The sequence below is a fragment of the Candidatus Gracilibacteria bacterium genome, assembly GCA_041658685.1.
GTDB lineage: Bacteria > Patescibacteriota > Gracilibacteria > UBA1369 > UBA12473 > JBAZZS01.
In genome coordinates this window covers 276,032-294,807 of sequence record JBAZZS010000002.1, presented here as the reverse complement: position 1 = coordinate 294,807, position 18,776 = coordinate 276,032, and the positions used below count along the sequence as shown (strand labels likewise).

Annotated in this window: 16 protein-coding genes; 8 read left to right on the top strand and 8 right to left on the bottom strand. The window is 46.7% G+C overall.

Going from position 1 to position 18,776, the window contains the following annotated elements:
- Positions 1-6 precede the first annotated feature (6 nt).
- Both WC882_03805 and queG read right to left on the bottom strand, forming a co-directional pair.
- Positions 7-1,608, bottom strand: coding sequence for a hypothetical protein (locus WC882_03805; GenBank protein ID MFA5842767.1), 1,602 nt, complete (start codon positions 1,606-1,608; stop codon positions 7-9).
- Positions 1,609-1,725: 117 nt separating this feature from the next.
- Positions 1,726-2,811 carry a tRNA epoxyqueuosine(34) reductase QueG gene (gene queG, locus WC882_03800; protein ID MFA5842766.1) on the bottom strand — a complete coding sequence of 362 codons (1,086 nt, stop codon included), beginning with the start codon at positions 2,809-2,811 and terminating at the stop codon, positions 1,726-1,728.
- 87 nt (positions 2,812-2,898) lie between these two features.
- Between queG and WC882_03795 the strand changes: the two genes are divergently transcribed.
- Entirely contained in the window at positions 2,899-3,240 is a 342-nt protein-coding gene (locus tag WC882_03795) for an HPF/RaiA family ribosome-associated protein (protein ID MFA5842765.1), read from the top strand.
- Between the two features lie 10 nt (positions 3,241-3,250).
- Here the strand turns inward: WC882_03795 and asnS are convergent, their stop codons facing one another.
- From asnS to WC882_03780, 3 genes are read right to left on the bottom strand one after another with little or no spacing between them, the layout of a single operon-like run.
- Positions 3,251-4,546 (bottom strand): asparagine--tRNA ligase, encoded by a 1,296-nt coding sequence (gene asnS / locus WC882_03790; GenBank protein ID MFA5842764.1) that lies wholly within the window; start codon positions 4,544-4,546, stop codon positions 3,251-3,253.
- 50 nt (positions 4,547-4,596) lie between these two features.
- Positions 4,597-4,869, bottom strand: coding sequence for a hypothetical protein (locus WC882_03785; GenBank protein ID MFA5842763.1), 273 nt, complete (start codon positions 4,867-4,869; stop codon positions 4,597-4,599).
- Complete coding sequence (locus WC882_03780; protein ID MFA5842762.1) at positions 4,870-5,109, bottom strand: type II toxin-antitoxin system RelB/DinJ family antitoxin; 240 nt, start codon at positions 5,107-5,109, stop codon at positions 4,870-4,872.
- Positions 5,110-5,254: 145 nt separating this feature from the next.
- Here WC882_03780 and WC882_03775 point away from each other — a divergent pair, with 145 nt between their 5' ends.
- The 6 genes from WC882_03775 to WC882_03750 all read left to right on the top strand — a co-directional run bounded on the left by WC882_03775 (position 5,255) and on the right by WC882_03750 (position 14,476).
- Positions 5,255-6,445, top strand: a complete 1,191-nt coding sequence (locus WC882_03775; GenBank protein ID MFA5842761.1) for a cysteine desulfurase family protein — start codon at positions 5,255-5,257, stop codon at positions 6,443-6,445.
- A 63-nt stretch (positions 6,446-6,508) separates the two neighbouring features.
- The gene (locus tag WC882_03770; GenBank protein ID MFA5842760.1) at positions 6,509-8,053 is read left to right on the top strand and encodes an HD domain-containing protein; all 1,545 of its coding nucleotides are present in this window, start codon (positions 6,509-6,511) and stop codon (positions 8,051-8,053) included.
- 45 nt (positions 8,054-8,098) lie between these two features.
- Complete coding sequence (locus tag WC882_03765) at positions 8,099-8,530, top strand: YtxH domain-containing protein (GenBank protein MFA5842759.1); 432 nt, start codon at positions 8,099-8,101, stop codon at positions 8,528-8,530.
- A gap of 5 nt (positions 8,531-8,535) precedes the next feature.
- Entirely contained in the window at positions 8,536-10,434 is a 1,899-nt protein-coding gene (locus WC882_03760) for a VanW family protein (protein ID MFA5842758.1), read from the top strand.
- 75 nt (positions 10,435-10,509) lie between these two features.
- A complete protein-coding gene (locus WC882_03755; GenBank protein MFA5842757.1) occupies positions 10,510-11,391 on the top strand; it encodes a tetratricopeptide repeat protein in 882 nt (293 codons plus the stop codon).
- Between the two features lie 859 nt (positions 11,392-12,250).
- Positions 12,251-14,476, top strand: coding sequence for a hypothetical protein (locus tag WC882_03750; GenBank protein ID MFA5842756.1), 2,226 nt, complete (start codon positions 12,251-12,253; stop codon positions 14,474-14,476).
- Positions 14,477-14,658: 182 nt separating this feature from the next.
- Here WC882_03750 and WC882_03745 read toward each other — a convergent pair whose 3' ends face one another.
- The gene (locus WC882_03745) at positions 14,659-14,802 is read right to left on the bottom strand and encodes a hypothetical protein (GenBank protein ID MFA5842755.1); all 144 of its coding nucleotides are present in this window, start codon (positions 14,800-14,802) and stop codon (positions 14,659-14,661) included.
- 231 nt (positions 14,803-15,033) lie between these two features.
- Here WC882_03745 and WC882_03740 point away from each other — a divergent pair, with 231 nt between their 5' ends.
- Positions 15,034-15,480, top strand: a complete 447-nt coding sequence (locus WC882_03740) for a hypothetical protein (protein ID MFA5842754.1) — start codon at positions 15,034-15,036, stop codon at positions 15,478-15,480.
- A 224-nt stretch (positions 15,481-15,704) separates the two neighbouring features.
- Here the strand turns inward: WC882_03740 and WC882_03735 are convergent, their stop codons facing one another.
- Together WC882_03735 and WC882_03730 are read right to left on the bottom strand one after the other, a co-directional pair.
- The gene (locus WC882_03735; protein MFA5842753.1) at positions 15,705-18,059 is read right to left on the bottom strand and encodes a hypothetical protein; all 2,355 of its coding nucleotides are present in this window, start codon (positions 18,057-18,059) and stop codon (positions 15,705-15,707) included.
- A 70-nt stretch (positions 18,060-18,129) separates the two neighbouring features.
- Positions 18,130-18,552, bottom strand: a complete 423-nt coding sequence (locus WC882_03730) for a hypothetical protein (GenBank protein ID MFA5842752.1) — start codon at positions 18,550-18,552, stop codon at positions 18,130-18,132.
- Positions 18,553-18,776 lie beyond the last annotated feature (224 nt).

Here is an 18,776-nt window from a genome sequence, read left to right as displayed (position 1 = left end):
TTTTTATTAAGATTTCCCCTTTCTTAGCGGCACCGGTTTTTGGATAAAAGTCACCGGCTTTTTTTTGAAATCAACAGAATGTTTTCGGACCGGATTTCCCCCGGCGGGGTTGCTCACCACTTCCCCGATTAAATTTTCTTTATCAATCCAGCGGAGAAAAATCGCACTGTGGTCTCCGACATAATCGGAACCGTTTTTATTGTGAAAATAAATCCAATCCCCGGCATCAATGGAATTGAGAAGGCGCTTTGGAGGATTTTCAGGGTTATTATTGTATTTGCATATGGGTTTTCCGTTTTTATCTTTTCCAATGATTTTGATGGGGTAATTGGAATGATGATAAACATCTCGATACGTCACGCCGGCCTCTCGATAAACGGAATTGGCCCAATCCCAACAACTGCCTTTCCCCGGTTTCCCCAACCCTCGGAGGGCCGCAGAAACAATGTTTTTTCGCACCCCCGAGGCATTGATTTGCGATTCCAAGGCTTCAATTTCTTCCGGGGTATATTGCTTACTCACAGATTTACCTGCCTTTCTTAAGGTTGAAATATCAGCGGCTTCCTTTGCCCCAAACTTTGCATTATAGGTGGCATAATCCAAGGCATCTTTTCCGTACAATAAGGCGCCATCCGGGCCTTTTTTGCGATATTGATTTTCAAAATTTTTATCGACTCCTCCGATCATAATCACATCCGTACTGTACACGGGAATGTATCCGCCGCCGTCAATAAAGCCATTTCCTTCTTTATTTTTCCCTTTTAATCCAATGCGGCTTGTTGACGTACGCATTCGATGGACCGATTCATCCCCTTCCGGATAAACCGTAATCTTGCGAATTGAAGGAGGTAAAATATCAGCAGCCCCGAGCCGGTTTTCGGCATCGGTGTTGTTTCGAAAATCCACGAGGAGTTTTTGTCCCGAAGTTGGATTTTTATAAAACGATTCAAAATCCGTTAAATCAATTTTTTTATCGCCTCCAACAAAATCCGTAAACGCATACAAAAGAATTCCTTCATGCAAATCTTCCAATTTGACCAATTGTTCAACCGATAAATTTCGTAAATCATCCACGGTTTCAATTTGGATCTCGCCTAAAATAGATTTTTCTTCAGAATTAAGATGGGAGGTGACCTCTTTGAATGTTTTTTGAATTCCATTCCGACGTTCAATGCCTGCCGGCGTGTCATTCAGATCCACGATATCGGTGCGAGGGAAAGACGTTTGAGGGGCAGTTTCGGCGGCTTCATTCGCATGCCGCGCCACGCTTTGTACGGTTTGACTCAAATCACGGACTTCTCTTCGAGAAATAAATTTATCATCACGATATTGATCCACTATTTTTTTAATTTCAGCCTGCAAAGCAGTCAATTCTTGTTGAGTTTTGATTTGAGTGTCTAAAGATCGAATCCCGTGTTTGGTTTCCATGCTAAAAACCCGTTGTGCGACCCATTTTTCTCGAGCCGAAAGTCCGGGCTTATCGTCCAGGGTCGCAATTTCCCGTTCAATGAGTTGGCGAACCGTAAGGTTTCCCTCGGCGACTTCTTTAGTCTCCAGCGTTATTGGGTTTTTCTCGGTCTCCGTTGATGGGCCTTCGGGGCTTGGCATAAAATAAGATTTTAATCTCATTATTATATCAAAAAATCACCTAAAAAGCCAGCCTCGTCTATACAAGCAGTCGCTACAAAGATGAAAAGTGTGCCCGGGCACACTTTTTGCCTCAATTTATGGCTTATTTAAGCCATTTCATTTTGGGCCGACAAGTTGTCTTACCGCCCACTCCGCATGCTCTCTCACTATTTCACTCACCTCCTCTTTCGCCACCTTTTCAAGTAAAGGAAGCAGCGATTTTGCCTTGATATTCGCAGCCACCACACACGCATTTCGTACCAATCCCTCTCGTTTGGCGCGCCGCACCGCGGATCCCTGGAATCGTTGATTGAACTCTTCTTCGGTCCGTAAACTTAAAATTTCTTCGAGCAACGCAAAAGAGCGAAGCGGTTTTTGCTCTAGCAAAACACCATATTTTCCCCCTGAATTTTTCTTATTATTTTTTGGGCAAATTTCTTGGCACGCATCGCACCCAAATAATCGATCCCCGATCAAGGGTCGCAACTCAATCGGAATGCTTCCGCGATACTCAATGGTGAGATATGAAATGCATCGTCGCGCATCAAGGCCTTTCTCGGAAAGAGCGCCGGTTGGGCAAACATCATGGCATAAACGACAATACCCACATGTTTCTTGATCTAAGTTTTCACGCCGCTCCACCGCTGATTTTTCTCGAGGAATTTCAAGCGTTGTTAAAATTTCCGATAAAAACACCCAAGACCCAAATTCATCCGTGATAAGCATCGTATTTTTCCCAATAAAACCGATCCCGGCCTCAGCCGCATACGCGCGCTCCAGCACGGCACCGGTGTCCACATAAGATTTAAAAACCGCTTCGGGAAATTTTTCCGCCAACATTCGAGTTAGATTTTTCAACATTTTTTCAATGACTTTGTGGTAGTCGCGGCCATAGGCGTATTGTGCAACCTTGCCTGCATTTTGAGGTAATTCTTCATTGTGCGTGTGGCCATACGGCACTGCCAAACAAATCACACTTTTTGCCTCCGGCAAGATTTCTTTTACGGATTGTCGTCGCAGCGGATCTCGTGCCATGTACGTCATTTCTCCCATTTTTCCCTCTTTAATCCACTCGTCATAACGTGAAAAAGCTTTCGGATTAAGCATCGCCGACGTCACGCGAACCAGAGGAAACCCGCACGTGCGAGCCAATGCTTCGATAATGGAGAAAATCGATTTCATTTTGATTGATGAAAAAAGCTCAACAAGCTACTATGAGAATAGATTAAAAATGAATTATTTAAAATTTATAATTTAAAAATTTCCACTATGCAACCCACCTTTTTTTATAAGAATTTAGCAGATCCGGAAAAAGAATTGGTCGAATCTTATTTTCAAAAAAAGGCAGTTCGGCTCGAAAAGTTATTGAGTAAATACGACGCAGACGGGGTAAAACTCAATGTCACAGGAGAACGTTTCACACGAAAAGCGGCCTATAAAGTGGAAATGGTGATGGACCTTCCCAAGGTGGGAGGAAAGCCGCTTTATTCCAGTGAAGACAGCCGCGACTTGCGAAAAGCCATTGATCTTTCCGTGGATAAATTGATCGATCAAATCAAAAAAGTCGGTGAAAGAGCTAAGGCGGAAACAAAGAAAAACAGAGAAATTTAATGTTATGTTTTTACGGCCGTACTCGATTCAGCATCCTCGGGAACGGAATCGTCTCACGAATGTGTTCGGCTCCGGTGATAAAGCGCACCATGCGTTCCAAGCCGAGCCCGAATCCACTGTGAGGCACGCCTCCAAATTTTCGCAAATCGAGATACCATTGATATTCCGGTCCTTTAAGTCCCGCTTCTTCAATTTTCGCTTTCAAAATTTCATAACTGTCCTCTCTTTGTGAGCCGCCGATCAACTCTCCGGAACCTTCGGTGCCAATGAGGTCGTCATTGAGAACCAAATCCGGATTTTCCGGATCATCTTTCATGTAAAACGGTTTGATGGATTTGGGCCATTTGTGAATAAAAACCGGCACATCACTGTCTTTGGTGAGTAAAACCTCGTCATCGTTTCCGAGGTCTTGTCCGAATTGAATATCCGATCCGTTTTTATGCAAAACATCCAGCGCCTCGGTGTAAGTCAGGCGCTTGAACGGCGCTTTAATTTTTTTCAATGGCTCAATATTTCGCTCGAGAATTTTTAATTCTTTTTGGCATCGTTCAAGGCAACGTTCCACAATAAAAACCACCATATTTTCTTGAGTTCTGAGGTTTTCCTCATGATCCACAAACGCAGCCTCGGCATCCATCATCCAAAACTCAGTGAGGTGGCGCTTGGTTTTGCTCTTTTCCGCACGAAAAACTGGGCCAAAATCAAACCCGCGGCCCACAGACATGATCGCCGCTTCCAGATACAATTGCCCGGATTGCGATAAATAAACCGTTTCCTCATCAAAATAATTGATTTCAAACAACGTGGTTGCGCCTTCGCACGCATTGGGGGTCAAAATCGGAGTGTCGATTTTAACAAATCCATTCTGATGGAAAAAATCAAAAACCGCAGAAATAATGGCGTCCCGAACACGCAAAATCGCCCATTGTTTGCTCGACCTCAACCATAAATGACGGTTGTCGAGGAGAAAATCTGGGCCATGTTCTTTCTTGGCAATCGGATAATCCTCGGGAGGAATTTGAAGGATTTCAATGTCTTTAATTTGAAGCTCGAATACATCGTCGAATTTCGGATGCTTGCTCACAATCCCCGTGACTTTGCAGGAAGATTCCATTTGCAATTGGTCCGCTTTTTTAAAAACTTCGGGCCCGGCATCATTTTCCGCCAACACGCCCTGCACAAATCCGCTTCCGTCGCGGAGTTGTAAAAAAAACAATTTTCCACTTTGGCGTTTGTTGTACATCCAACCTTCAATGGTAACTTCTTTGCCCACCTGCGCCGACAAGTCCGTAATGGAAACTTTCATAAGAAAAAATTAAAAAATGCAAATCGTATGGCTGAATATTAGCGCCGTTATTATCCCGTTCCAAGGGCATTATGAGTACCTGCAGCACGAATGTACAAACCGTTATTTTCTATTCGAAAAATAATACGATAATCCTTGTCGATTTTAGCTTCATAGTATTTGAATTTCTTGAAATCACCATGAAGGGGTGCGACAGGGAAAGGACTTCCAACGGTCCCCTTATCCCTTAAACAACTAATACAATTGAACGCTTTTTGTCGAATCCTTTTTTGCGCTTTCTGTAAGGATTTTTCGGCATCTTTGTGAATATAAAGAGCATACATTTATTTCAGTTTTAGTATGGATTTAAGATGTTTATTGGATTTGATAGGAATGTAATTTCCAGAAATATCTTCCTCTTCTAGATCGAGGGAAAAGGGAATACCCTTCTTGATCACAATTTGGCGATAAAAGATGGAAATGGCATCCGTTGGATTTAATCCCAGGTGTCTTAGAATGCATTCAGCATCATTTTTTGCCTTGGGTTCAATCCGAGCGCGGATCATCGCAGATTTGCTAGCCATATTTTATTGATTATAGGTTGTAAGACCTAATTGTATCTCATTTGGGATACACATACAAGGGTTCATTTTTTAAAATTTAAAAAAGAGCTAGAATGAAGGCATCTCTATGATAACGAAAATGTCATTACCTTTTTCTAAACGAAAAATGAACGCAAAACCTTCTCCCCTCTATCTCGACTCCGCCGCCTCCACGCCCATGGACCCGCGGGTCCTCAACGCCATGCTCCCCTATTTTCGTGAGGAATACGGAAATCCCTCGAGTCTTCACACCCTCGGTTCAAACGCCCGCGAAGCTGTAGATCGCGCCCGAAAAACCATCGCGGATTTCCTGAATGCCTCACCCGGCGAACTCATTTTTACAGGAAGTGGCACAGAGAGCGACAACCTCGCCATTTTTGGGATTGCAGACGCCTACGCTTCTCACGGCAAACACCTCATCACCACGGCCATCGAACACGACGCGGTTTTACAGCCCATGAAAGTCCTTGAGAAAAAAGGCTTTCGCGTAACATACCTTCCTGTAGATCGCGACGGAATTGTCAGTCTTGAAGCTCTTAAAAAAGCACTCACAAAAGAGACGATTTTAGTGTCCATCATGGCCGCAAATAATGAAATCGGGACCCTTCAACCTCTTGCTGAAATTGCCCAAATTTTAAAAAATCATCGCAAGGAAAATACAACCGAATTCCCCTTTTTTCACACCGACGCCTGCCAGACTCCCGGTGCCTTAAAATTAGATGTAAAAACTTTAGGAATAGATCTTCTCACCCTCAATGGGAGCAAAATTTATGGGCCCAAAGGCATCGGATTATTATGGGTTAAAAAAGGAATAAAAATTACGCCGCAAATCCTCGGTGGAGGCCAGGAGCAAGGCCTTCGCGCCGGCACGCACAATGTCCCCGCTATCGTCGGTTTTGCCGAAGCCCTCCGTCTTATTGAAACAGATCGCGACGCTGAAAATAAAAGATTGAAAATTTTACGAAATCATTTCCTCGACGGGCTTCGAGTGCACTTTCCGCAACTCAAAATCAACGGCAACCTCGATCGTCGTCTCCCCGGGAACCTAAACCTCACTCTGCACGCCATCCCCGGCGAAGTGCTTTTAATGAAACTCGACAATGCCGGAATTTACGCTTCAGCCGGTTCCGCTTGCACGGCCGGGTCCGCAGACCCTTCCCATGTTTTGCTCGCGTTGGGTTTGTCGAGGGAAGCCGCCTTCAATTCCATCCGATTTTCTTTCGGTCGATTCACGACAAAAAAAGAGATCGACGCAGTTCTAAAAATATTCCAAAAAATCGCCTGCGACTTAAAAAAACAATCCGGAGTGTACAAATAGTTTTGCCGTTGGCTTTTTTGAGGAATCCTTCTAAACTGACGCATGTCATAATAATATTTCCCCATGCCCCTTATTCTTTCTTTTATCATCAGCGCCTTGGTGGGTGGCGGTGCCGCCTACCTGCTTAAGCATTCACACACTCAAGAGCGAGAGCAGGAAGTTCAAAAAAAAATTCATACCCTGATTGCGGAAACAAAAACCGATGCCGAACGCATCAAAAAAGAAGCGCATTCTCGTTCCGGAGAAATCAAGCATCTTGCTCAAGAAGAAAATAAACGCATCGAAGCTCATCTCAAGCGTGCGCAAGAATTCGTTACTTTTAAGGAGAAACAAGCGCAGACATTATTGGATAAAAATAAAATCATCACCGACCAAGTCAACGGACTGAAAGAAGAGATTAAGACCGCTCGTGACGAGATTCAAAACGGCGGGCAAAAAATGGTCGATATTTTACTCAAAAAGACAAATCGGACCAAGGAAGAAGCCATTCAAGAAGCGATTCAGTCCACTTCCAATGAAATCCTTGAACATAAAGAAAAATTCATCAAAAATCGCTTGGCGGAAAAAGAAGAAGACGTTGGCAAGCTCGCCAAGAATTTATTATTGGGTGCTATTCAAAAATACGGTGAAAAAAGTTCCGTGGATCACGCCGAAACCACGGTCGAAGTGCGGGCCGAACAATTCAAGCCGGCCGTGATTGGAGAAAAAGGGGAAAACATTGCTTACTTCGAAGAAAAAATAGACGTGGAAGTGATTTTTAACGATTACCCCAAAATCATCACCGTGGGGAGTTACAGCGTTTTAAAACGCCACATCGCGAAAGAGGCGTTGGAAATTTTACAAAGAGAAAAAGGGCCCATCACATTTAAAAAAATTGACGACGCCTTGTCTCGCGGAGAAAAAACCGTTGAAAAGATGATGCAATCCCAAGCCTTAAAAGCGTGTCAAAAAATGGGGCTAAAAAATGTCCCGGATGAAATTTTGGCGTACCTTGGAAAACTTTATTTCCGTACCAGCTACGGACAAAACGCGCTCAACCATAGTTTGGAGGTCGGGATGTTTGCCGGGATTTTGGCTTCTGAAATCGGAGGCAATGTAGCCTTGGCTCGAGTGGCCGGATTTTTGCATGATATCGGTAAGGCCATTTCCGAAGAAAGCGATAAAGGACACGATATTCTTACCAAAGAAATTTTGGAAAAACATGGCTATCCGCCCGAGGTGGTGCATGCCGCATGGGCTCATCACGAAGGAGAGCCGTTGCAAAGTATTGAAGCTAAACTCATCATGGCTGCGGACGCGTTGTCCGCCAGTCGCCCCGGGGCTCGCCTTGAGTCTTTGGAGCGTTACCTTGAACGCATTCGTGGATTGGAGGGCGTGGCCGCTTCATTTGATGGCGTTAAGAAAACTTTTGCGATTTCCGCGGGACGTGAGGTTCGCGTACTTGTGGATCCGATAAAAATCACAGATGAAATGATGATGGAATTGGCGCATGGCATTGCCACTAAAATCGAAACAGAGCTCACGTATCCCGGGAATGTGAAAGTCAGCTTGATTCGCCACCGCGATTGGACTTCCGTTGCCAGAGAAAAACAGACCCGCAGCGAATAGACATGAGCGAAGCGAATGTCTCCCCTAATTCCCTAACTTTCCCCCATGTCCTGGTTCGACCCTAAAAAAGAAGAAAAGCCCGAGAAAAAAAGCATGCTTGATAAAATCATCATGGGTGCCATCATTGGCACTGCAGTCGGGTCCGTGATCGGCTTGGCCGTGGCCCCGAAAAAAGGCAAAGACACTCGAGAATTTTTAAAAGAACAACTTAAGGAAGGCCGTGAAGAAGGTAAAAAACTCATCGAAAAAGGAATGGAAGAATTCGAGGAAAACAAAGCCGAATTGGAAGAAGTGGGAAAACTCACCAAGGAAACCGTATTTGGTATTGGCCGACTTTTAAAACATTTGGTTTTACGAAAAAAAACAACTCAAGCCCCCACCCAAGAACACCGGGCCGGACTCAAGGAAGTGCCCAAAGAAACCCCGAGCGAAATTCGGGCATCCACTTTAGACATTAACTCCGAAGAACCCAAATAAAATCCATGGGAAAAAAATCCGAAAAATCTAAAATTGCGCATCCCAAAACCCCTTCTTCCAAGAAAGGGCTTTTTTTGCTCGGCGGATTGCTGGTGGGAGTGATCGCAACCGTTATTGGCGTGCAAGTCGCGCTCAACGGGAAAGTTGCGCCTCACACATCCATGTTTGGACAAGACATCAGCTTGGCTCAAGCCGAGGACGTTCAACAAACCTTAAGTGAAAAACTCGACGCCTACGAACAAGCCCCCATTAATTTGATTTTCGAAGGCACTTCGTACACCTTTACTCTTGCAGAATTGGGCATCACGCTCAATAAAACCGCAAGTGTCGAATCCATCCCGGTGATGAATTGGTTCACCTCGTTTACTTCATTTGAAGGAGGCTTATTGGGGCAAAAAGAAGTCGCTGTTGTATATGAATACGATGATGAAATTTTACGCAACGCCCTCAATGCTCGCATCATCAATCTCACCGTGGCCGCGCAGGAACCGCGCGTCAGCTACAATCCTTACACGGATTCCTTCGATATTTCACTCGAATCGAACGGATGGACCGCAGACATGGGGCAATTTTACGAAAATATGGATTCTCTCATCAAAAATTTGGATTCCTCCCCCGTCGAAATCGCAACCGTGGAGCTTTTTCCCAACATCACGGCCGCAGAACTTGAGTCGCAAAAAGATTTACTTAAAAATACGTTGAACCAAACCGTGACCCTCTACACCACCACGAATTCCTGGGATATTTATTGGCTCGATCATTTGGATTGGCTCTCCTTCACACCAAAAGAGAAAGTGAAAAGCACGGCGCCAAAAGCAGTAGATGCAACCGATACTCCCGATGGGCAAACGCTGATTTCAGCTCCCGAAATTCAGGTTCAGGTCGACCCCGCAGCCATTGAAACGTATGTTCGCGACACCATCGCCCCGGACGTCGAAACCGCATCGCAAGACGTCACGATTTTAATGGATGAAAATGGAGCCATCACGTTTGAAGGCACGGCAGTGGATGGCCTCGCGATTCAATATGAAAATTTAAACGATTTTTTAAACCTCGCGCTGGATCAAGGATTGAGCAGTGTGGAACTCCCGATCCAAGTCACAAAAGGAAAAGTCAACGCCCCGGAAGAATTGCGGGCTCAAGGAATCACGGAATTGGTGGCCACCGGATATTCCGCGTATAATGGTTCGCCAACCAATCGTATTCACAATATTGGCGTGGGAATTGAACGATTCAATGGTGTGCTCATTCAGCCGGGCGAAGAATTTACATTTGGCGATCAGCTGGGGCCTGTGGACGGGAGCACCGGGTATCTCAAAGAACTCGTAATCAAAGAAGGCAAAACCGTGCCCGAATATGGAGGAGGAATTTGCCAGGTTTCCTCAACGTTGTATCGTGCGGTTTTATTCACCGGATTGCCGGTCATCGAACGTCACGCGCATGCCTACGCGGTCAAGTATTATGCGTACCCGCTCGGGTGGGGCTTGGACGCAACGGTTTATCCGCCCACCGTGGATTTGGTTTTTAAAAATGACATGGCCACCCCGATTTTAATTCAATCGTATGTGGACTGGGGTGAGGCTTATTTTAAATTTTACGGAACAAAAGATGGGAGAAGCGTAACCATGGACGGACCCTATATCACCAATCAGGCGGGCGCTCCGGCCCCTCAATACACCGTCACGCCGGATCTCGCCCCCGGAGAAATCGAACAAGTCGACACCGCGCACGCGGGTTTCACCGCCACATGGATTCAAACGATTTTGTATGCGGACGGGACTTCTGTCACCAATCAAATCGTGAGCCCCTACCATCCCTGGGCCGCCAAATATATGGTGGGCGAAGGCACACCCGGGTACGGCGATACGCCGAGCGAAGACGCGGCAACGACTGTGGCGGAGTAGTTAAAGAATAATCTTGACAAAAAAGCAAGGAGGATGTACTTTAAACCCTCTTTTTTAAATTTATAATTTTTCTTTATGGGTGAAAAAAATGAGGCCTTCGATCCTACCTCGGTTGATGTTCGTTTTCTCACAGATGACACTGGCCCCAAAGGCGCATTGGACAGAATGAATCAGCTCTTCGAAGTAACCCAATTTGATGCCCCTTTAGAACTTTTCGAAGAAGGTTTATCCCTCGCCCGCCAAGGTTTATTGGGCGCGGCCCGCGATCGCCTTAGAATGCTCCTCTGTCTTAACCCGGACGACGGCGACGCGCATTTATTGCTGGCCAAGGTATACATTGCGCAACAAGAATGGAGCCAAGCCTTAGATCAACTCGATAAGACTCGTAGAGCCAATGTAGAGTTCCCAACTAGATTGCAAACCGAGGTGGAGACCAACCTCGCCAATCAGCACACCACGGAAGCAGGATCTCAACTCCAGAAGTCAATCGCTGCGCGAGAGAATGTCGAGCTGGCTAGTCTACGAAGTAATGTGCGAGAGCTACGTTCCAATCTCGAAGAAATAAAAGGAGAAAGAACCATCCTTAGACGTCGCCTTAAGTTATGGTTTTTCTTTGCCGGAGGGCTAACCGCAGTTTCCTTAGCAAAAGGAGTAGAACTATATAGGGGAGAGGATAGAGATAGTAATCCCACACAAGAAACATCGATTAGTGAACCCGTCTCCGAACCTACCAACAACCCTCCCGTTATTTCGGAGCCTTCATCACAAACAGAGGGAGGATCATGGTCGGAAAGTTTTAGCCAATTATTAGAAAAGCTCAAATTTCGCTCGCGAGAAGAAGAAGCAACTTCCGAAACGTCCCCCGAAAAACAACCCGTAGTGAAGCCATCTCCTTCGAAAGGAGCTAGTAGTAAAAAAAGCCCGGAAGTACTTAGGGAGAGGCAAAAAAATAAATAATTGAGAAAAAGGATTCTCTGCGATTAAGCAAAAATTGACAGAACAGTAAAAAAGGGGATAGGCTAAACCCTCTGTTCTTTGAAAAATTGGCAAGTCCAAGCGGATAAGACTGTGAAATGGTAGGAATGGGTCTTGGGTAAAACCATGCGCCGATTCTTCCTCTTCACAGTTTTTGTTCGTTTGGAGAGAAAAAGTTAAAAATGTCACCCGTGGCCGCGCGGCTTGATCGTAGGAGATCAAATCGTACGGGCCCGGATGACAGTGCGCACTGCATCCGCGGTCTTAGTGACCTACAACCTCTGGAGGTGAACCGTGGTTCCGCGACTTCTTTTGAGTTTTTTTGTGTTTTTGGTGTTAGGGGCGGTCTTAAGTGTGGTCGGGGCCACCGTCGGAGGAGGTTTCGGCCTCCTCTTTTGGTGGGCGTACGGTGCCGGGGCGCCCGCATTTGCCGTCCTCTGGACGGCAATCGGGGTCGTGATCGGTTGGACAGTCGCAACTGTCCTGGCTCTTCCCCTGTCTATTTTTGTGGGCGCGGGCATCACCCACGTCGTGTGGGAGCTCTCGGGAAGGAAATGGAAGGCGTTCGCGCCTCCCATTCCCTATCGGGCCCTTCCCGCCCCCGACGAACCCGAGGAAGACCGCTTCTCCCGGGATTAATTTCACAGGGCGGGCCGCGCATCGCGGCCCGCCCTCTTTTGCCGCCTTTACACGCGCGCCACTACTTTTTCTCTCCAAACACATCCCTCTCTTCACATAAAAAATCGCAGAATTTTCACCTTGAAAAAACAAAAATTTTAGTTTAAAACAAAGTGCCCACGACCCAATTCAAATTTTCCCCTTCATTTAAATAAGAAAATAAATGCCTCTTGAATCTGACCCAATGCTCGCCCCACAAGCTCTTGGAGCCCCTGCCGCGGCACCGCATTCCATAAACCGGCCCTCTCCCCTCGAAGGAATAACAAAAAAAGCCCGCCGGCTGGCATTGGCCCTAGGATTGCTATCCGCAGCCCCGGGATGCGATAGAGCAGTGAATGACGCCATACAAAATTTTATAGAACAAGAAGGGATAGAAAAAAGAGGAGTCGTTGTCGCGAATCAAGCCATCCAAGAGGCCCCTCAAAAAAGAGGAATTCGAGTGAAAACCGCAGACGGAGTAGACTTGGGCCTTTTATCCGGAGCCGACGCAAGGACGAATCCCACCCTTCGTGGAATCGACGGCTCCATCCCGGTTCCTCCGGAAGCGTTCGAAAAAATAAACGGAAAACAGGGACCTTTATATTGGTACTATCGCGCTTATATTGAATTGGAAGATAGAGAATTGGATCCGCTTTATTGCAAAGCTCCCAACTGTGATCCGCAAAGCGCCAGAAGGGGGGTCAATTCACAAGCATGGAAACGATGGTTGGAAGGCAAGGGCGGGTCCGGCGGCGGAGATCAAACCTGTGGAGCTATGAGGGCCGGATTTAAAGAACAAAAATTGCCCGAAGCCAGAAAATTTTGGTTGGCTAAAGATTGGATGAAACGGGGAGCAAAACTTTATTCAATAAAATCAGGAAAAGCATTAAAAACCAGCGAAAACGCATTGGTTTATAAAATGGAAGATTTTGCATGTGGGATAGGCCTTGCAAAAAAAACGGACAATTCCAACAAAAAGCTGACAGCCCCTCAAATCATGGCCCTCAACGCCACCTATGCTTATTTGGCTCCCGACGCAGAAGGCGTGGAACGCTTTGTGCGTCTGTACTGGGGTTTCAGTGGAATCAACGACCCCAGACTGGATACCGGGCATCAAATGGTATTGGCCGCCCTTCATAATCTTCCATGGGATTCCACGGAAACTCGATGGAGCGAAATTGAAGAAAGAGCCTCAATCCCCGACACAAATCTCTACAGACAAGACGTTATTGGTAAGAAAGACTATGCATCCGTCTTAGGTCAAATTAAGAATGCCAAGCCTTTACCAAAACAACAACAAAACAAATCTTCCGTCAGTCTTTCCTCCGAATTTAGGGGCCCTCTTTTACAAGCAGTCAAAGAACTTGTGGCAATAGAAGGGGAAGATTTTAGGGGCGATGTCGTAGAAATGGTGCTCACCGTACGCGAGAAGTTACAAAGAGCGGCAAAAAAAGCGGCTGATTCCATGGTAGGGAAAGTGGGGCCCCAATCCCACCCCATTATTGTGGTGGAAGGGCCTGACGGGAGCGTGTGGGCGGATTATACGGACGATGAATTTATTCAGAGAAAAAAAACATTACGAAATCCGGGATCCATGGGAAAACCTTTGCTCGCAGCCGGAGTTGCCAAGCTCGAGAATGAAGCAGTTACATCACCATTGACCCTCATAACCGGAGAAACTCTTTTGGTAGACCCTAGGGTCGCTTTTTTGGATTCTTTTCGTAGGCATCTCACGTTGTCTCAACGAGAAATCATCGATGATGCACGGAACTTGGGGGTAGATCATAAGTTTATACGTGAACTAATGAGTTGTTATGGCACGCCTCCGCCAGCATATTTGAATAAGGAAAATGTTAATGAGCTTGATTTTGCAGCTTTGGGGAATTGGAATGTTTCCCCGGAAAGTATGTTGGATTTGATGCATGCCGCCTACACAGGGCAAGCCTTGGGTGAATCTCACACCCTTGATTCTTATACAACTCGGGACGGGAAGGTTCATAAAATTCAACCTAAAAACCCATCTGCAAAAGCCATTGAATGCGCTCAAAAAATGGGACAAGGAGGGAAAACCGCGCCTATGTTAAAATGGCCGCTCGAGATGGCAAAGTCAGAATTAGGGGAAAAGCCAAAACCGGGAACAGCAATAGCATTACAGGGGAAAGTGGATGGGGCAAAAACAGGAACCGCCTGCGTGACCGATTCTCACAGTAGAGATCAAACATGTTTGAAGGGCAACAAAAATAATGCCGCCTGTGTCGTTGCAGTCAAGGGCGATGCCACTTTTATCGCCTGCGAAGCCGCAGATAAACCCACGAAATCCATTAATCTTGGTGGCAAAAAAGAGAGGACTCTCAGTATAGATTTAGCAGTCCCCATGGGCGTCATCATGGCAGACGCCCTAAGCAAATAATTCGATCAGTCTAATATAGGCACCATTTGTTGAATAAAATAACCTGTTAAAGAATATTTTATGGAATTGGTATTGACAAAAAATGAATCATGTTGTAATATTGCTCTCCTTTGTGTGGATTGATATGTAAAAACCTCCAACAATAATGCTCAATATCGAAGCACAACACATCGCAAATTAATCTAACTATTCCAGTCTTTATTCTCCTGCATTTTTCCTGTCCCTTGAAAATTCGGCATCCAAGTGAGTAGTCCTGTGGCATGGTAAGAACAGGTCTCCCCTTCGGGGTTGAGCGCCTCATCTTCCTGGCTACAGGTATTACGCACTTGGAGGAAAATTAGAATCATTAGGTAATTACAGTATTATTAAGGTTTTTTTTAAGTCACGTTTCCGGGACGTTTGGTCTCATCACTCGATGAGTCTAGGCGCCCCGGAAACGAACGACTATTTCAGTCAATTGTTCTCGCAGGGGATTCCCACCAACGTCACAACTCGAGGTTTCTGTCATGTCTACTGAAAATCCCACCTTCGGCGAAAAGCATCCTTATCTCAAGTGGATGCTCATCGTCCTCATCGTTCTCGTCACCTTCGCCCTCATCGTTCTCGGCTTCGGTCTCGTCCTCATCTGGGCGACCTGGAGGGTTACGGTTTGGGGGACCAAGAAGATCATCAAGTGGGGACTCATCATCGGCTTTGGCGCGGTTGTCGTGTGGGGGATCTGGGAGGTGATCAAGTACGCCATCGATCGCGATACGACCACCACCGAGCAGGTCTCCAACCTCAACGAGCCCGAGCCCATCGCCACCACGATCCCGACCCCCGCCGTTCGCGTGCCCCGCATGGTGAAGAGGGCGAATGACCACTATATCGTCATGGGAAAGCACACGGTCAGCGAAAACGACGAAAACACGGGCACCATCACGATCGACGGGCAGCCCTACAGCTACACGGCGGTCGGGACTCCCACCACCGGAGAGGTCGAGGTTCCCCTCACCCCCCGGTAGCCACCGTGTCCCCCCGCCCACCCCGACCCCTCGCTCAGGGGCCCCCTAGATCACTTCAAAGGGGCCCCTGGCATCTGTTTGCCTTTTTTCTTTTTTCCTCCAGGTGCACAGACTTTTTCATCACCATTTCCACCCCCAAGCCGAAAAGGCTTTTTTTGTTATAAAAAAACATCCTTACCTTTCGATAAGAATGTTTTTCATGTTGTCATGGTAATTCGCCACAATTATTTCTCTACTTCAAATTTCACTGCTACATTATCGGAATTTTCATTATCGTCGGCCCATACAAATCCCGGAGCAGGTTCATAGATCGCATTATTATTATTGTAATCAAACTCAACCTGTGTAAGAAGTTGGACCTTAAGTTTTTGTTGTAGGGCAATCATTTCCGGCTTAGTGGCGGTTGTAGGAAGGACATTTTTAAGGCCGGCTTTTTCTTCAGGGGATAATTCAGCGAGGGTTTTTAAAGATTCGACCTTCTCCACATCTTTTTTCAAGCGAATCCTATAGTTTTTGGGACTACCTCCGTTCACAAATTCGTATTTGGGATCAAAAGGAATCCAAGTTTCTTGTTTAGGATCTTTGGGGTCTAAGATAATCAATCCACTATCTCGCATTTTTTCGAAATTAACCTCCACAAGGTCAGGGAGAAGTAATATGAAATTAAGAGTAGACATATCTGGGGCAATAATTCCTTCCTCATCCCTCTTCATTTTTTCACCCCATTCTTTATCCCATGTGGTATTCAGTTGTTTCAATAAGGAATCATCAGCCTTTCCCATTCCGGGAGGGAGGGCAGTGATTTGAGTGTCAGTAACCCTTTTTTCGTTCCATATCTGCGTGAGAGGGAGAGTTTCTGAAAATCGCAAAACGCCATCGTTATCTATATAAAAGGGACCCTTTCCGTTAACAAGATCTAGGGGGTGATCTTTGAGGTTAGGAGTTTTCCATATTGCAACCTTAACTTGATCGTTTACCCAATTTTGTTTGATTTCTTCAGGGGTTTCGGCTTGTAGGAGGGCATCAGCATCCTCGGTCTTGCCCGTACCGGCGTCAGCATCCTCGGTCTTGCCTGTACCGGCGTCAGCATCCTCGGTCTTGCCTGTACCGGCATCAGCATCCTCGGTCTTGCCTGTACCAGCATCAGCTTCACCATCTTTACCTGTACCAGCATCAGCTTCACCCTCCTTGCCTGTACCGGCGTCAGCATCCTCGGTCTTGCCTGTACCGGCGTCAGCATCCTCGGTCTTGCCTGTACCGGCATCAGCATCCTCGGTCTTGCCCGTGCCAGCATCAGCTTCACCCTCCTTGCCTGTACCGGCATCAGCATCCTCGGTCTTGCCCGTGCCAGCATCAGCTTCACCCTCCTTGCCTGTACCGGCGTCAGCATCCTCGGTCTTGCCCGTGCCGGCATCAGCTTCACCCTCTTTGCCTGTACCGGCATCAGCATCCTCGGTCTTGCCTGTACCGGCATCAGCTTCACCCTCTTTGCCTGTACCGGCATCAGCATCCTCGGTCTTGCCTGTACCAGCATCAGCTTCACCATCTTTACCTGTGCCAGCATCAGCTTCACCCTCTTTGCCTGTACCGGCATCAGCATCCTCGGTCTTGCCTGTACCGGCATCAGCTTCACCATCTTTACCTGTGCCGGCATCAGCATCCTCGGTCTTGCCCGTGCCAGCATCAGCTTCACCATCCTTGCCCGTACCGGCATCAGCATCCTCGGTCTTGCCTGTGCCAGCATCAGCTTCACCCTCTTTGCCTGTACCGGCATCAGCATCCTCGGTCTTGCCTGTGCCAGCATCAGTTTCACCAGAGTGTCCTGTACCAGCATCAGTTTCACCGGAGTGTCCTGTACCAGCATCAGTTTCACCGGAGTGTCCTGTACCAGCATCAGTTTCACCAGAGTGTCCTGTACCGGCATCAGTTTCACCGGAGTGTCCCGTGCCAGCATCAGTTTCACCAGAGTGTCCTGTACCAGCATCAGTTTCGCCAGAGTGTCCTGTACCAGCATCGGTTTCACCCTCCTCCCCCGGCTTAATTCTCACATTTTTCGCATACACAACGCCTTTCGCATCCGTCAAAGTCAAAAGCCCATCCGTGATTGCGATTTTTCCGCCTTTTTCAAGATGATCCACATTGAGACCCTGGCTCATCATGTACGGCAACGTTGAAACCACTTCATTGCGAAGTTTGGCCGCATCTTTTTCTCCTACCACATTTCTAAAATAATCCTCCATAAGCGCATACAACGTGTCTCCGGATTTGATCGGTTTCTCGGCAACATTCGCCCCTTTCAAATCTCCAAGAACGCGCAAGTTTTTGCCCTTAAACGCAGCCGCCACTTTTTCATCTTCACTCCAGATCGAAATCCCCAATTTCAGTCGATTTTGAGCAAATTTGGAATAAAAATCCAAACGTTCTTTATTCGGAGTGAATTTATTGAGTTTTCCAGGGAGGGTTTCATCTCTCCATGTCTTCACTTCTTTGGTCCAATTTTTCCCTTCAATCGGGGCCGGTGCGGCAAAATACGCCAATCGGTTAGGGCGAACGAGTGAGAACAAAAGGGTGCTGGCCATGGTTTTTGTTTTTAAAGATTTATTTTTGATTTTGTATGGCGGTTTTTCGCCAACGTATCGTATAATAATACTACTTTCAGGAATTTAATGCAAGCGCCATCTTACTCTTTTTATGCATTTTGATCCCAAGGTCTTTTTCTGTATAATACTCCCCGGCCCACAAAGCTCTAAAAAAAGCCAAAAAGACCTGAGCGTAGCGCACTCACGGAGCGAAGCGAAGTGAGCTCCCCCTCCCCGCATTTCTCCCTTCTCTCTGAAATAATTTCCTCATCCAATGACTCAAACCTCGAATACTCGCAACAATTCACCCCGCGCTACGACCGCCACGGTCGCTTCGACGACCCCGCCCCCCACCCCCAAACTCAAAACCGCAGTCCTTCTTGTCAAAATTCAACCCGGCAAAAACGAAGCCACCACCTTCGAGCAACTTCTCGAAAATCTTCACGAAGTCATGGAACACGCCTCCGTTTGTTTTGAGATCGCATCGCTTCATCAGCACATTTATTTTTACATTCGCGTCAAACCCAATGTCCGCTCCTTAATCGAGGGCCAAATTTATGCCAAATACCCGGACGCGGAAGTGGTCGAAGTCAAAGATTACGCCACTCAAAGCGTTTTCACCCGTGGCAAAGGCTTTGCCTGTTCCGAAATGCTCCTCGAACGCAGCGACATTTACCCCATCAAAACCTTCCATCATTTTGAGGGCGATTCCTTATC